This is a genomic window from Corynebacterium halotolerans, from assembly GCF_050107895.1.
GTDB classification, from domain to species: Bacteria; Actinomycetota; Actinomycetes; order Mycobacteriales; family Mycobacteriaceae; genus Corynebacterium; species Corynebacterium halotolerans_B.
Genome location: NZ_JBNILW010000002.1, coordinates 120096 through 133886 on the forward strand (window position 1 = coordinate 120096; position 13791 = coordinate 133886).

The following is a 13791-nucleotide window of genomic DNA, read 5'->3' on the forward strand; positions in this document are numbered from 1 at the left end:
CCGGTACTGCTTGCCCGAACCTGTTGGCTGCCCAGCAGCCAACCAGAACCTACTCCTGCTCCCCCAGGTTCCGGAAGCCGATGCCCACCGGCACACCCACATTGTCCAGCAGCCGTACTCCCCCGATGGTCGCGGCCACCAGCAGCCGGGCGTCACCCTCGGTGGGCGCGTCACGCAGATCCAGACTGCGCAGCTCCAGGTACTCCACCTCGACACCGGCGGCCGAGAGCACCGAGCGGGCCACCTCCAACACACGGTCAGCGCCATCTTCGGCGGCATAGGCACCGGCGGTCAGGGCGGCCGACAGCACCATGGCCTTTTCCCGGTCCTCTGCCGCGACCTCCGGGTTCCGCAGGGACATCGCCACGCCGTCGGTGGTCCGGACGGTGGGCACACCGTGCAGCTTCACCGAAAGATGAAGATCAGTGATCGCGTGCTGCACGGCGATCAGCAGCTCGTAGTCCTTCTCCCCCAGCACCAGATCGCTCGGCCCCACCAGGTTGGTGAGGGTCAGCAGCCGGGTCAGCTCCACCGACAGCTGGCCGGCGGGTTCCAGACCGTGGTCCGCCGCGTGGACCACGGTGCGCATCCCCTTCGGCCACAGCGATTCCGGCGAGTAGCGGAACACCGCGTCCACCTCCTCCGTCTGAAGCATCTCGGCATTCACCCCCTCGTGGAGGGCCACCACCACGATCCCGCCCCGAATCTGCCTGGCGGCCCGGACAGCGGCGAGGTGACCGGCGTGGATCCCGGCCCCCAGCGGTACCAACACCACGGGTCGACCGGTCTTGCGAAAGGCACGCGTCAGCGTTGCGATGCCGGCCGGATCGGTGAAGTCGGTCGCCTGACCGGGCGTGAACGTCATGATTTCTCCTCCTGGATGGCCCACAGCTCGATATCCTGCAGGCCCTGTAATTCTGCGGTACGGCGGGCGAGCTCCCGGTAGGCGCGGGAGCGCCCGGGGTCGGGAATCGAGCGTTGTTCCCGCATCACCCCGCCGACGGATGGCAGGGCACGCCCGTGGCTCAACTCGCCGCTGATCGCCAGGGCGTGGTCCTCGTTGCCGAGCACCTCAGAGAGCAGGGTGAATGCGTCCATCCGTACGGTCTCCAGGAAACTGGTATAGGTCATCGCGGCGGCCAGTCTCGCACGCTGGGTCTCGTTGATCAGCAGGGCCTGCCCGCCCAGTTCGCCGACCAATAACTCCACGACCGTTTCACCGAGTTCATCCGCCGCGCCGATGGCCCAGAGTTTGTCATTCAGTGGGTGGGCGGCCAGCACCAGTGCCCCCGAAGTCTCCAAGGGGTCGAAGAGCTGGACGCCGTGGCCGATGCTGGTGTGCAGGAACATCTGGCCGCGGCGGGCGCCCGGAGCGAGCTCCTCGATCAGGTCCGGCAGCTCCTCATCCTGAACGGAGAGCACCACGAGCTCGAAGTCGCGCGCCTCGTCGGAGGAATTGAGCCAGGACACCTCGTGCCCCACGCTCGAGAGCAGCAGGCCGAGGTCTACTTCATCATCCTCATCCGCCAGCACCCCGACCCGGAGCCGCGGGCCTCTCACTCCTGGTCTTTCCGGAAGCTGGCCATCAGGTCTGCCACGGACACAGAGTCCTTGCGCTCATCGCGGCGACGGCGGCCCCGACGCTGTTCCGCCAGTTCCTCCTCGGTGAGCTCGGCGGACGAAGCGGCCGCGGACGCTGGATCTGCCTTCGCCGGTTCCTTCTTCGCCTGCTCGGGCACCGCCGGTTCCTCTGCCGCCTTCCCGGTGGTCTTCCCGGGAGTCGCGCTCGGGGTGGCGTCAGCGACATGGCGGGAGCCTGTCTCATCCCACTTCACGGAGGTGAAGGAACCGGTGTTGAAGACGCGCGTCCTGGCGTTCTGGTCGGCGGTACCGCCATCCGCCGCAGCCTTCGCGATCTCCGGAGCAGCCGGAGAAGCCGTCGCCTCTTCCGCGTCCTGCTCCGCGCCGTCATTGTCCACCAGGGACGGCACGTCATCATCCTCATCCACCAGCGGCTCACGCCGCATCGGCTCCTTCGGGGTCTGTCCCAGCAGCCCACTCACCGCAGCCGTGGAAGGAGCACCCTTGACGTGGGGACTCTGCCCGGTGTTGCCAGCCTCCGCCTCCAGTTCCATGATGCGGCGGGCCTGGGCGCGCAGGGCGGCGGGCTCATAACCGAGGTCACGGCCGGACATCGCCTCCAGGTTGGCGCGCAGTTCGGCCAGTTCCTCCTGGATCTTGACCAGGGTCTCGGCCTCCTCGGAGCGTTCCTTCTCCTGCTGCTCACGGGCCAGCTTCTCGATCTCCGCGGTGCGCTCCGCTGCCGCCTTCGCGGTGGTGGCTTCGTGGAGCTCTCGTTCATGCACCAGCTGTTCCTGGCTCTGTTCCGCCTGCCGACGGTAGCGGAAGACGAGGAAGAAGCCGATGATCGCGGCCCAGAGGGCGGCCAGCAGTGCCAGCTTCAGAGCGCTGTTACTGTCGGTGATCAGCATGATCACGCTGGCGATCAGCGCCAGCGCCACCAGGGCGATCAGCAGGACCTGTCCCCGGTCGATCGCCCCCGACTGCGACTCTTCGGAATTCTCGGCACTCATACGGAACAGTCTACCCAGCGGGCGCGCCATCTGTGGGAGGCGGGACGTGGCAGTTTCGCTCCAGGTAGACCCCGGCCGCGGACATCGCCACTCCGCCGAGGGCCGCGGCGACCACGCCGGGCAGGTCATTGGCGGCTGCGGTCAGTACCCCGGACTGGGGGATGACGTAGGTGGCCATCCCGACATAGCCGCCGCCGACGATCGCCCCGGTCCACGCCGACGCCTTGCCGATGATGAGGAACTGCGCGGCCGTCATGGGGTTGAGCTGGCTGCGGTCCTGCCCGATGCGGCCGTCATCCAGCCGGTTTCGCACCTGCTTGGCCAGGAACCAGCAGATGACGGCCATGCCCCAGAGCGTCACCGACACCAGCACCGGTACCGACGGCAGGATCCCGTAGAACCCCCAGGTCAGGATGGCGGCGACCAGGGCGACGAATACACCGGACCCCACGAGCTCGGGAATGGACGTCAGTTTCATGCGGCCGGCCCGAAGTCTTCGAGGCGGCGCACCTCCGCCACCTCCCCGTGGTCCAGTCCGGCCACCAGGTCGGAGACGGTATGGCCGTGCAGCACAGCCCCCGGGTCGGCCTCCAACCAGGGCACCAGCACGAAGGCACGCTGGTGGGCGAAGGGATGCGGCAGGGTCAGCACGGGGTCATCGGACAGGAGTTCCGTGCCGTCCGCGGCCAGCACCTGCACCACGTCCACGTCCAGGGTGCGCGGCCCCCACTTGCGTACCCGAACGCGTTCGGCGGCCTCCTCCAGGCGCTGCCCGCGGCGCAGCAGCTCCAGCGGGGTCTGGTCCACGTCCACGAGCAGCACGGCGTTCAGGAATTCGTCCTGGTCGGTAACCCCCCAGGGCGGGGTGGCATAGATGCCGGAGACCGCCACGGTGGAATCCGCGAACTCCTGCCGCACGGTGTCCAGCAGGGACCGGCGATCATCCAGGTTGGAACCGATCGACAGCACGGCACGCATCAGTTCCTCCCGCGGGTGGTCTTGCGCGAGCGCCGGGCCACCACCGAGACGTCGGCGAACTGCAGCGGGATGGGGGCCTGCGGCTTGTGGATGGTCACCTCGGCGGCGAAGAGCACCGGGAACTTCTCCATCGCGGCCTCGGCGATCTCCGTGGCCACGGTTTCGATCAGGTCCCGGGGCTCACCGGTGACGATGCCGTGGGCCAACTCGGCCAGTTCGGCGTAGTTCACCGTCTGGGTCAGGTCATCCTCGGCGGCCGCTCCGGCGAAGTCCAGCCAGCAGGTGACGTCCACGATGAAGCGTTGCCCGTCGCGTTTCTCCTCCGGGAACACCCCGTGGTGGCCGCGGCACTCCAGTCCGGTCAATTCGATGCGGTCAGCCACGGTAGCCCCCGGCGGTGTTCCACAGGGCGGCAACGTCCACGGCGTCCCGGGACACGGCGACGTCGTGGACGCGCACGCCCCAGGCCCCCATCTGCGCGGAAATCGCGGTGACGGCGGCGGTGGCCGGGTCGGCGTCGGTGGGTACCACGGTGGTGTCCGCCGGCAGCCGGTCCCGGCGCACCGCCCCGAGGAAACGCTTGCGGGAGGCGCCGACCAGCAGCGGGAACTCGTTGTCCAGCAGCGCGGGCAGGGCGTGGAGCAGGGACCAGTTGTCGGCGCGGGACTTGGCGAAGCCGAGGCCCGGATCCAGCACGATGTTGCCGCGGTCCACGCCTGCGGCCAGGGCCCGGTCCACCAGGTCGGTCAGGGTGTCACGGACGTCCGCGACCACCCCGCCGTCATGTTCGGCCCGGCCGGCGGCGTCACCGAAGCGGACGGTCTTCCAGTGCATCAGGCACACCGGGAGGTCCGCGTCCGCCATCACGGCGAACATGTCCGGATCGGCCAGCCCGCCGGAGACGTCGTTGATCATGGCCACGCCGGCTTCCGCGGCGGCTGCGGCCACGGAGGCGCGCATGGTGTCCACGGAGGTGGGGATCCCGGCGTCGGCCAGCGCACGGATGACCGGGGTGACGCGGTCGCGCTCGACGTCCGGGTCCACGCGGGTGGCCCCGGGGCGGGTGGACTCGCCGCCGACGTCGATCATGTCCGCCCCGGCGGCGACGAGCTCATGAGCGTGCGCGATCGCGGCGTCGAAATCCAGCCACCGCCCGCCGTCGGAGAAGGAGTCCTCGGTGACGTTGACGATGCCCATGACCAGACAACGGTCCGGGACGGTCAGATCGGAGACCCGCATGAACTACGCCCCCCGGATCAGGCTGAGGACCTCGGCGCGGGAGGAGTGGCTCGTCTTGAAGCCGCCGCGCACCGCGGAGGTCGTGGTCACGGCGCCGGGCTTGCGGATGCCGCGCATGGCCATGCACAGGTGCTCACACTCGATGACGACGATCGCGGAGTGCGCGCCGAGGCTGTCCATCAGCGCGTCCGCGACCTGGGAGGTCAGCCGCTCCTGCACCTGGGGGCGCTTGGCGTACATGTCGGCCAGCCGGGCGAGCTTCGACAGGCCGGTCACCCGGCCGTCCGAACCGGGGATGTAGCCGATGTGGGCCACGCCGTAGAAGGGCACCAGATGGTGCTCGCAGGTGGAGTAGATCGGGATGTCGCGGACCAGGACCAGTTCCTGGTGGTCCTCGCTGAAGGATTTCGCCAGCACCTGCGTCGGGTCCTTGCCCAGCCCGGAGAAGATCTCCTCGTAGTTGCGCGCCACCCGGGCCGGGGTCTCCAGCAGGCCCTCGCGGTCGGGATCCTCGCCGACGGCGATCAGCAGTTCCCGGACCGCAGCCTCGGCCCGTTCCCGGTCAAAACCGACCGGGCCGTCGACGACCTCCGGCTCATACTCGAAACTCTCGGTCACTTCTCGTCCTCCGTCTCCGTTACCTCTGACGCATCGCGCTGCGGGCTCTCCTCATCGCGCTCCCGGGTGCCCCGCCCGGTGCCCTGACGCTCAGCCTCGGGCTGCTCGTGCTCCGGCAGGCGGAAACCGATCATCTCCGTCTTCGCCTCCGAGGGAGAGGCCGCTCCCGTGCCGCCGGCCTGCGGCCAGCCGCCGGTCACGGTGGCGTCGTCACCGTAGGCCGCCATGCCCGGGTGCCGGCCGGTCTGCTGGACCGGGGTGGAGCCGCGCGCCTCCGGCTGCTCCGTCGCCGGGGCCGCGTAGGGGTTGCGCGGGGTGTCCTGCTCCCCCGGCTCCTCCAGGCCGCCGTCATTCCGGTCATCGGCGCCGGTGTTCACCGCTGCGCCATCCTGCGCTGCCTGGTTCTGCGCGGCGTTGTCCCGGCGCGGCCAGCCCGGTACCTGCCACCCGACCGGCGGCTGGGAGCCGCCGTAACGCGGGGTCGAGCCCTCCTCCGGGGCTGCGTGGCGGCCGCGGTAGGCGTTGCTCGCCGGTCCCTGCGCGGGGGCGACCGGGGTCATACCCTCCTGCTCGGCGGCCAGCTGTGCCTGCCGCTTGGCGCGGGCGGCCTGGGAGGCCTCCAGGATGGAGAAGCGCTTCGGCGGTTCCTCCCCGCGTTCGATGGCCAGCTCCACCGGTGTCTTGACCGGTTCGCGGTCCGCCATGACGGGGAAGCGGGAGTCCTCATCCGGGAAGACGTCCCCGGATTCGTGCGGGACGATGTCAGTGAACAGGGCTTCCAGGTCCGGGCGGCGCAGCGTCTCCTTCTCCAGGAGCTTCTCCGCCAGCCGGTCCAGGTGGTCGCGGTATTCGCGCAGCAGTGCGTAGGCCTTCTCGTGGGCCTTGTCGATCAGGTAGTGGACCTGCTGGTCGATCTTCTCGGCCACGGCCGGTGAGTAGTCCAGCGAGCCGCCGCCCCCGTATCCGGCGAAGGGATCCCCCTGCTCCTGGCCGAACTTCACGGTGCCGACCACCGGGGACATGCCGTACTCGGTGACCATGGCCCGGGCGATCTTGGTGGCCTGCTCGATGTCGGCGGACGCCCCGGTGGTGGGCTCGCCGAAGACCAGTTCCTCCGCGGCGCGGCCACCCATGGCGAACACCAGCCGGGCGAAGAGCTCGTCCCGGTTGTACATGCCCTTGTCATCTTCCTGGGCGGTCATGGCGTGCCCGCCGGTGCGGCCGCGGGCGAGGATGGTGACCTTGTAGACGCGCTCGATGTCCCGCTGCGCCCACGCGGCCAGGGTGTGGCCGCCCTCGTGGTAGGCCGTGACCTTCTTCTCCTTCTCGGAGATGATCTTCGACGAGCGGCGCGGGCCGCCGATCACACGGTCGGTGGCCTCCTCCAGGGCGTCGGCGGTGATCACGTTGCCGCCGATGCGGGCGGTCAGCAGCGCGGCCTCATTGAGCACGTTGGCCAGGTCCGCGCCGGACATGCCGGCGGTGCGCTTGGCGAGTGCCTTGACGTCGTTCTCATCGGCGAAGGGCTTGCCCTTGGCGTGGACCTCGAGAATCTTCTCGCGGCCCTTCAGGTCCGGGTTGGTCACCGGGATCTGACGGTCGAACCGGCCCGGGCGCAGCAGCGCCGGATCCAGGATGTCCGGCCGGTTGGTGGCGGCCATCAGGATCACACCCTCGCGGTCGCCGAAGCCGTCCATCTCCACCAGCAGCTGGTTCAGGGTCTGCTCCCGCTCATCGTGGCCACCGCCGGTGCCGGAGCCACGCTGCCGGCCCACGGCGTCGATCTCGTCCACGAAGATGATGCAGGGGCTGTTCTCCTTGGCCTGCTTGAACAGGTCACGCACCCGCGACGCGCCCACGCCGACGAACATCTCCACGAAGTCCGAGCCGGAGATCGAGTAGAAGGGCACCCCGGCCTCGCCGGCCACGGCACGCGCCAGCAGGGTCTTACCGGTGCCCGGCGGGCCGTAGAGCAGCACGCCGCGCGGGATCTTGGCGCCGAGCTCCTGGTAGCGGGTCGGATCCTCCAGGAAGTCCTTGATCTCGTGGAGTTCGTCCACCGCCTCATCCGCACCCGCGACATCGGCGAAGGTGTTGGTCGGCATGTCCTTGGTCAGTTCCTTGGCCTTGTTGCCGCCCATGCCGAACATGCCGCCCGACTGCATCCGGGTCAGGAAGAAGATCAGCACGCCGAAGATGATCAGCATCGGGAGCATGAAGGAGAGGATGGACATCAGGAAGCTGTCCTGTGTCACATTGGTTTCATAGCTCTCGGTGTCACTGGCCTGCACGGCGTCGAAGATCTGTGGTGCGGTGCGTGCCGGGTACTGGGTGATGACCTCCTCGACACCCTCCTGCTCCTCGACGGTGACCGGTTCCTTCAGCGTCAGCCGCAGCTGCTGCTCCCGGTCGTCGATCTGGGCTTCCGCGACGTTGTTGTCCTGCAGCTGGGTCAACGCCACCGAGGTGTCGACACGTTGGAAACCACGGGTGTCGTCGGTGAGCAGCGTGAACACGAAGATCACGACCAGGGCGACGGCCGCGATCACGCCGTATTTCAAAAGGTTCTTGTTTTTCATGGATGAAGCCGGGGGATCTGGGTCGCTCGGCCTGGGCCTTTCTGGTTACGGAGTCGACGCCGGGGTGGCTGGACCGGTGGGGCCGCGGCCGGCCGGCGGACGGGGGAGATTCGCAGTGCTTACCTGCTGTTCAACGTTTCTCCGGACGGAATCGTTCCCGCCCCGGTGCCACGGCACCCGTAGTTTCTGGAACCCGCCGGGCTACTTGTTGGAGTAGACGTCCGGGTGCAGGGTGCCCACATAGGGCAGGTCACGGTAGCGCTCGGAGTAGTCCAGGCCGTAGCCGATCACGAACTCGTTGGGGATCTCGAAGCCGACGTCGAAGAGATCGACCTGGGCGGTCTGCACCTCGGGCTTGCGCAGCAGGGTGATGACCTCGAGCGACTTCGGGTGGCGGTTGCGCAGGTTCTTCAGCAGCCAGGACAGGGTCAGGCCGGAATCGATGATGTCCTCGACGATCATCACGTGCCGGTCCTGGATGTCGCGGTCCAGGTCCTTGAGGATGCGCACCACGCCGGAGGAGTTGGTGGAATTGCCGTAGGAGGACACCGCCATGAACTCGACCTGGCTGGGAATACCCAGTTCCCGGGCGAAATCGGTGATGAAGAACACCGCGCCCTTGAGCACACCGATCAGCAGGAGGTCCTCCTCGCTGTCGCCGTAGGTCTCGGAGACCTTGGCGGCCATCTCCCGGATCCGCTCCTTCAGCTGCTCCTCACTGACGAGGACCGCCTCCACGTCGTTGCCGTACTTGTTTTCCGGGACATTGAAGTCCTTCTTGTCGTGCATCTGGGGGCTCCCTCTCCTTCAAGGACCTTAAGGACAAAGCTCAAGCGCAATACTACTGCCACCTTAGCCACCGCCCGAAGTCACTCCGAACCTACCTCCAGCCGGGCGCCCACCCGGCGCACCACCAGTCGCGCCGCCGCGTTTCCGCCCACCGCCACCGGCCCCTGCCCGTGCCAGTCCGTCAGCAGTGCGTCCACCCGCGCCAGGGTTCCGGCGTTGACGGCACCGCCGTGGTGGTGCAGGAAGGCCGCGATACGGCGGCGTCGCAGCGCGTCCGGTTCCCCGGCGCACTCCTCCCCCAGTTCAGCCTGCTCCCCGACGATCGCGTCCAGGGCCGCCGCGTCCTCCGCGGCCACCTGTGCCGCCCGCGCCAGGGGACCCGTGACGTCACGGTCGAAGACCTCGGTCAACAACGGGATCACCCGCTGCCGCACCCCCACCCGGGCGAAGGCCTCATCGGTGTTCTGCGGGTCCTGCCAGGGTTGCAGACCCAGTTCCGCGCATGCGGCGGCGGTGGCGGCCCGGGACTGCGGCAGCAGCGGGCGGTGCACCTGGCCGGTGACGGGCAGCATGCCGGCGGCGGTGCCCCGGGCGGCCCGCAGGAGCAGGGTTTCCGCCTGGTCATCGGCGGTGTGGCCCACCCAGATGGACCGGTCGGCCGCCGCCTCGTGCAGCGCGGCGTAGCGGGCCCGGCGCGCATTCGCCTCCATGGACCCGTGCTGATCGACATGCACGGCCACCACCTCGGCGGTGGCCCCTAGGCGGCAGGCGGTGGCGGCGGCCTGCCCGGCGACGGTGTCTGAACCGGGCTGGAGCTGATGATCCACGCAGACGGCGTGCACGCCCACCCCCTCGGCGAGCGCGGCGGCCGTCAGTGCCAGGGAGTCCGCCCCGCCGGACAGACCGACCACCACGGCAGCCGCGGGGTAGCGGTGCAGGTGGGACCGGACCGCCCGGCGCAGCTGATGGAAGTACGGCGGGTCCTTGGGCAGCTCCACATCACCGAGGAACCGGGGCATCAGCTGGTCCGGATGGCGGAGGCGAAGGTGTCCAGGGCCACGCGCTGCCCCAGGATCGGGGCATCGTTGCTGAGCAGGGCGAAGGTGTAGACGCGGCCGCTTTCGGCGGTGACCACGCCGGCGAGGGCGGAGGTGTCGGTCAGCGTGCCGGTCTTGGCGCGCACCCAGCCGCGGCCGGCGAGGTCGCCGTAGCGGTCCACCAGCGTGCCGGTGCCGCCGCCGACAGGCAGGGTGCGGAGGACGTCCGTCAACGGGGAGCCGGTCGCGGCGTCGTGCAACAGGGCTTCGAGCAGCTCGGGGGTGATGCGGTTGTCCGGGGAGAGCCCGGAGTTGTCGTGGAGCTGTGTGGCGGAGGTGTCGAAACCGTGCTCGGACAGGACCGCGAGGGTGGCCTCGGTGGCGCCGGCGAAGTCCCGGGTTCTGCCGCGTTCGGCCGCGAGCTCCCGGCCGATGGCCTCGGCCATGACGTTGTCGGAGTGGATCATCGTCTCGATGACCCGGTCGATCAGGGTCGGCGATTCGGTGGTGGCGAGTACCTCGGCATCCGCGGGGGCGGTGCCGGTGTCATGGTCCGCCCCCAGTTCCGCCGCCAGCGCAGCGGCGACGTCGAGGGCCGGGGTGTGGCTGCGGGGGATGTCGCCCCCGGTCGCCCCGATGCGGCCCTGGTGGATCATGGCCGGTTCCATGGGGGCGACGTAGCCGCCGTCGACGTTGCCGTCGTCCCAGCTGTCCAGGTAGGTCGAGCCGGTCCAGGCGGAGGTGTCGATGAGCACCGTGTCCGCCTGGCCGATCTGCTCCGCCAGTTCCGTGATCCGCTCCGGGGTCAACCACACGTCCCCGGCCGCCTTCACCACCACCGTGCCCGGCTGCTCGCCGGCCACGACCTCGGTGGTCAGGCGTTTCGCGTGGTCCAGCTCCAGCAGGGCCGCCGAGGAGGTCAGCAGCTTGGTGGCCGAGGCCGGCCGCAGCGCCTGGCCCGGGTTCTGGGACCAGACGACCTCGCCGGTCTCGGCGTCGGTGACCTGCCCGCCGAAGGTGCCCAGCGCCGGGGTCGCGGCCAGCTCGGTGAGCGTGGCGTGCAGCCCGGCGTTGTCCACGTCCGCGGGATCCGCGTGCGCCGGGACCAGGTTCGGGTCGGGCGCCGCCAGCGAGAGTGCCGGGGCATGTTCGAGATCGCCGTAGCGTTCATTCGCCACGACGCCGACCGTGGCCACACCCGCCACCGCCAGACCGGCGATGACCGCCGAGCTGATCCACCACACCTTCTTAAGCATCGGTAACAGCGTAGCGCCTCAAGGCCGGGGGTTAAGATGGTGACTGCCAAAATCCGCCTGAGCAGAATCGGAGCATCCATGAGCATCGAAGTGACCATCGAGATCCCCAAGGGTTCGCGCAACAAGTACGAGGTCGATCACGAGACCGGCAAGATCTACCTCGACCGCTACCTGTTCACCGCGATGTCCTACCCGTCCGACTACGGCTTCATCGACCACACCCTGGGTGAGGACGGCGACCCGCTGGATGCGATGGTCCTCCTGCCCGAGCCGGTCTTCCCCGGCGTGATCGTCAAGTCCCGCATCATCGGCGTGTTCAAGATGACCGATGAGGCCGGCGGCGACGACAAGCTGCTGTGCGTCCTCGACGACCCGCGCTACGACGAGTTCCAGGACATCGACGACGTCGATGACTTCGTCAAGAAGGAGATCGAGCACTTCTTCGTCCACTACAAGGACCTGGAGCCGAACAAGTACGTCGAGGGTTCCGGCTGGGCCGGCAAGGCCGAGGCCGAGAAGATCTACCAGGAGTCCGTGGAGCGCTACGGCAAGTAGTCTGCTGATCCGACGCTGACCAGCCCCGCGGGTGCGGGGTGGTAGTGAGCCGGTGTTTCGCCTGCAGAGGCGAAGCGCCGGCTCTTTTCTTCCTCCTACCGCGGCAGGTGGCGGCAGCGCTGCCCGGTTACCCGGTGCGCCGCTACTCCCCCGCCTGCCGGTAACCGCGCCGCAGATCCTCGACCACCCGCGGATGATCCAGCGTGGACGGGGCGAGCTCGCGCGGCTGGTTGTCCATGCCGAACACCCCGGCGGCGGCCAGGACCTCGTCATTGAGGTACTCCAGCGGTGGGGCGTCGTCCCTGATTCCCAACTCCGTTCCGGTGGGCCCGCAGAGCTGGAAGCCCCAGTCCCCGAAGGTGGGCACATGCACGTGGTAGGGAATCACCCGGTCGCAGCCGGCGGCCGTGAGGGTCGAGCTGATGCGCCAGAACACGTCCGGGGTGGTGTAGGCGCTGGAGGACTGCACCACCATCCGGCCGCCCTCATTCAGTCGGGCGCGGGCCAGGGTATAGAACTCCTGTGAGTAGAGCCGGGCCATCTGGTCATTGTTCGGGTCGGGCAGGTCCACGATGATGGCGTCGTAGCGGTTGCCCTCCGCGCCGCCGCCGCGCAGCCAGGTGAAGGCGTCATCGGCGATCACCTCCACCCGGGGATCCTGCATTGCCCCTCCGTTGTCCTCGAGCAGCACGGTATTGGCCACCTCGATGACCTCGGGATCCAGTTCCACCTGGGTGATCCTCATGTCCGGGAACTGGAGCAGCTCGCGGGCGGCCAGGCCGTCGCCGCCCCCGATGATGAGCACGTCCCTGGCTTCCCCGTGCAGCACTGGGTAGACCAGCGATTCGGTGTAGCGGTGTTCATCGCGGGTGGAGTACTGCAGGCCGCCGTTGAGGAACAGGCGGCGGTCATCACCGCGTTGGGTCACCACGATGTCCTGGTAGTCGGACTGCCCGGCGTAGATGACCGGATCGGAGTAGAGCTGCTGTCGGGCGGTGGCCACGATGCCGTCGGAACGGATGAGCAGCACGGCCAGCAGGAAGATCGCCACCAGCAGAGCTGTGACCGACACGGCGAACTGGCGGACCGGCAGCAGGTGCCGCAGCAGCACACAGCCGACGAAGAGGGCGGCCAGCAGGTTAATCATGCCGGCGGCCGCGGCCCCGCGCATCATGCCGAGCCAGGGCAACAGGAGGAAGGGCCAGGCCAGCCCGCCGATCAGGGCGCCCAGATAGTCGGCGGCGTTCAGTGTGGCCAGCAGGGATCCGGTGGTCCGGGCGTCGGCGACCCGGCCCTGCTGGATCATCGTCATCAGCAGCGGCAGTTCCGCTCCGACGAGGATGCCGATCAGGGCGGTGGCCAGCACGAGCACCCAGATGGACTGGCCGATCGTGGCGAAGGTCAGGTAGAGGATGATGGCGGAGGTGCCGCCGATCAGTCCCAGCAGAGTCTCCACGGCCAGGAAGGTCTGGGCCGGCCAGCGCAGAAAGGGCTTGGCGCACAGGGCCCCCAAGCCGAGAGCAGCCACATAGCCGGCCACGATCAGGGAAGTCTCCACGATGCCGCCGCCGTTGAGGCTGGTGGACAGGGAGACCAGCGCCAGTTCATAGACCAGGCCGGAGGCTGCGCAGACCGCCACAGACACCAGCAGCAGCCACCGCCAGAGTCGGCCCAGCTGCACCGGGCGCACCGCCGGACCGGTTCCGGTAGCTAGGTCAGACATGCAGCGTTAACTGCCCCCACCACGACCAGCAGCACGGCGGCCACCACGGCCCCGGAGCGCAGCTTCGGGTCCTCCACCAGGTCCCGGAAACGACCCGGGGTCAGTGCCTCCAGCAACAGCATCACGACCACCTGGATCACGATGCCGAGCACACCGAACACCGCCGTCTCGATCAGGCCCTCCACCAGGACGTCGGAGGAGTTGATGACGGCGGTGACCACGATGATGCCGATGGCGATCTGCTGGGCCGAGGTGATCACCGCGGCGTTGGGCAGGTGGTGGATGAAGACCAGCTCGTGGAGCTTTCCCGGGGTGATCAGGTCGAGGATGACGAAGCCGACGACCAGAATGACCGCGGCGAGAACGAAATATGCGAGGGTGCCCGTGACACCGGTGACCAGGTAGTCGGTCATTGTTTTCTCC

Annotated in this window: 15 protein-coding genes; 1 reads left to right on the top strand and 14 read right to left on the bottom strand. The window is 68.7% G+C overall.

The genetic code is table 11. The features are described from left to right. Positions 1-49: 49 nt before the first annotated feature. The 12 genes from ACQCVD_RS02865 to dacB form a co-directional block, all read right to left on the bottom strand. Positions 50-865: a pantoate--beta-alanine ligase gene (locus tag ACQCVD_RS02865; RefSeq protein WP_426822189.1), complete on the bottom strand. Its 816-nt coding sequence runs from the start codon at positions 863-865 to the stop codon at positions 50-52. Next, positions 862-1560 (bottom strand): hypothetical protein, encoded by a 699-nt coding sequence (locus tag ACQCVD_RS02870; RefSeq protein ID WP_426822190.1) that lies wholly within the window; start codon positions 1558-1560, stop codon positions 862-864. The genes ACQCVD_RS02865 and ACQCVD_RS02870 overlap by 4 nt, the downstream gene beginning before the upstream one ends. Beyond that, entirely contained in the window at positions 1557-2594 is a 1038-nt protein-coding gene (locus ACQCVD_RS02875) for a DUF6779 domain-containing protein (protein ID WP_426822191.1), read from the bottom strand. The genes ACQCVD_RS02870 and ACQCVD_RS02875 overlap by 4 nt, the downstream gene beginning before the upstream one ends. A 10-nt stretch (positions 2595-2604) precedes the next feature. Then, positions 2605-3072 carry a DUF3180 domain-containing protein gene (locus ACQCVD_RS02880; protein ID WP_426822192.1) on the bottom strand — a complete coding sequence of 156 codons (468 nt, stop codon included), beginning with the start codon at positions 3070-3072 and terminating at the stop codon, positions 2605-2607. Beyond that, positions 3069-3572 (bottom strand): 2-amino-4-hydroxy-6-hydroxymethyldihydropteridine diphosphokinase, encoded by a 504-nt coding sequence (gene folK, locus ACQCVD_RS02885; RefSeq protein ID WP_426822193.1) that lies wholly within the window; start codon positions 3570-3572, stop codon positions 3069-3071. The genes ACQCVD_RS02880 and folK overlap by 4 nt, the downstream gene beginning before the upstream one ends. Further along, positions 3572-3955, bottom strand: coding sequence for a dihydroneopterin aldolase (gene folB / locus ACQCVD_RS02890; RefSeq protein ID WP_426822194.1), 384 nt, complete (start codon positions 3953-3955; stop codon positions 3572-3574). The genes folK and folB overlap by 1 nt, the downstream gene beginning before the upstream one ends. Continuing rightward, positions 3948-4811 carry a dihydropteroate synthase gene (gene folP, locus ACQCVD_RS02895; RefSeq protein WP_426822195.1) on the bottom strand — a complete coding sequence of 288 codons (864 nt, stop codon included), beginning with the start codon at positions 4809-4811 and terminating at the stop codon, positions 3948-3950. Before folP ends, folB begins: the two co-directional genes overlap by 8 nt. A 3-nt stretch (positions 4812-4814) precedes the next feature. Then, the gene (gene folE / locus ACQCVD_RS02900) at positions 4815-5429 is read right to left on the bottom strand and encodes a GTP cyclohydrolase I FolE (protein ID WP_426822196.1); all 615 of its coding nucleotides are present in this window, start codon (positions 5427-5429) and stop codon (positions 4815-4817) included. Next, a complete protein-coding gene (gene ftsH / locus ACQCVD_RS02905) occupies positions 5426-8008 on the bottom strand; it encodes an ATP-dependent zinc metalloprotease FtsH (RefSeq protein WP_426822197.1) in 2583 nt (860 codons plus the stop codon). Before ftsH ends, folE begins: the two co-directional genes overlap by 4 nt. A gap of 201 nt (positions 8009-8209) precedes the next feature. Then, positions 8210-8797 carry a hypoxanthine phosphoribosyltransferase gene (hpt, locus tag ACQCVD_RS02910; protein ID WP_426822198.1) on the bottom strand — a complete coding sequence of 196 codons (588 nt, stop codon included), beginning with the start codon at positions 8795-8797 and terminating at the stop codon, positions 8210-8212. Positions 8798-8877: 80 nt separating this feature from the next. Continuing rightward, positions 8878-9816, bottom strand: coding sequence for a tRNA lysidine(34) synthetase TilS (gene tilS, locus ACQCVD_RS02915; RefSeq protein WP_426822199.1), 939 nt, complete (start codon positions 9814-9816; stop codon positions 8878-8880). Further along, on the bottom strand, positions 9816-11090 hold the full coding sequence (gene dacB / locus ACQCVD_RS02920; RefSeq protein WP_426822200.1) for a D-alanyl-D-alanine carboxypeptidase/D-alanyl-D-alanine endopeptidase: 1275 nt from the start codon (positions 11088-11090) through the stop codon (positions 9816-9818). Before dacB ends, tilS begins: the two co-directional genes overlap by 1 nt. 78 nt (positions 11091-11168) lie before the next feature. Between dacB and ACQCVD_RS02925 the strand changes: the two genes are divergently transcribed. Next, positions 11169-11645, top strand: a complete 477-nt coding sequence (locus tag ACQCVD_RS02925) for an inorganic diphosphatase (RefSeq protein WP_426822201.1) — start codon at positions 11169-11171, stop codon at positions 11643-11645. A 142-nt stretch (positions 11646-11787) separates the two neighbouring features. Here ACQCVD_RS02925 and ACQCVD_RS02930 read toward each other — a convergent pair whose 3' ends face one another. Together ACQCVD_RS02930 and ACQCVD_RS02935 are read right to left on the bottom strand one after the other, a co-directional pair. Next, the gene (locus ACQCVD_RS02930; RefSeq protein ID WP_426822202.1) at positions 11788-13368 is read right to left on the bottom strand and encodes a polyamine aminopropyltransferase; all 1581 of its coding nucleotides are present in this window, start codon (positions 13366-13368) and stop codon (positions 11788-11790) included. Continuing rightward, positions 13356-13781 carry a DUF350 domain-containing protein gene (locus ACQCVD_RS02935; protein WP_426822203.1) on the bottom strand — a complete coding sequence of 142 codons (426 nt, stop codon included), beginning with the start codon at positions 13779-13781 and terminating at the stop codon, positions 13356-13358. The genes ACQCVD_RS02930 and ACQCVD_RS02935 overlap by 13 nt, the downstream gene beginning before the upstream one ends. Between the last annotated feature and the right edge of the window lie 10 nt (positions 13782-13791).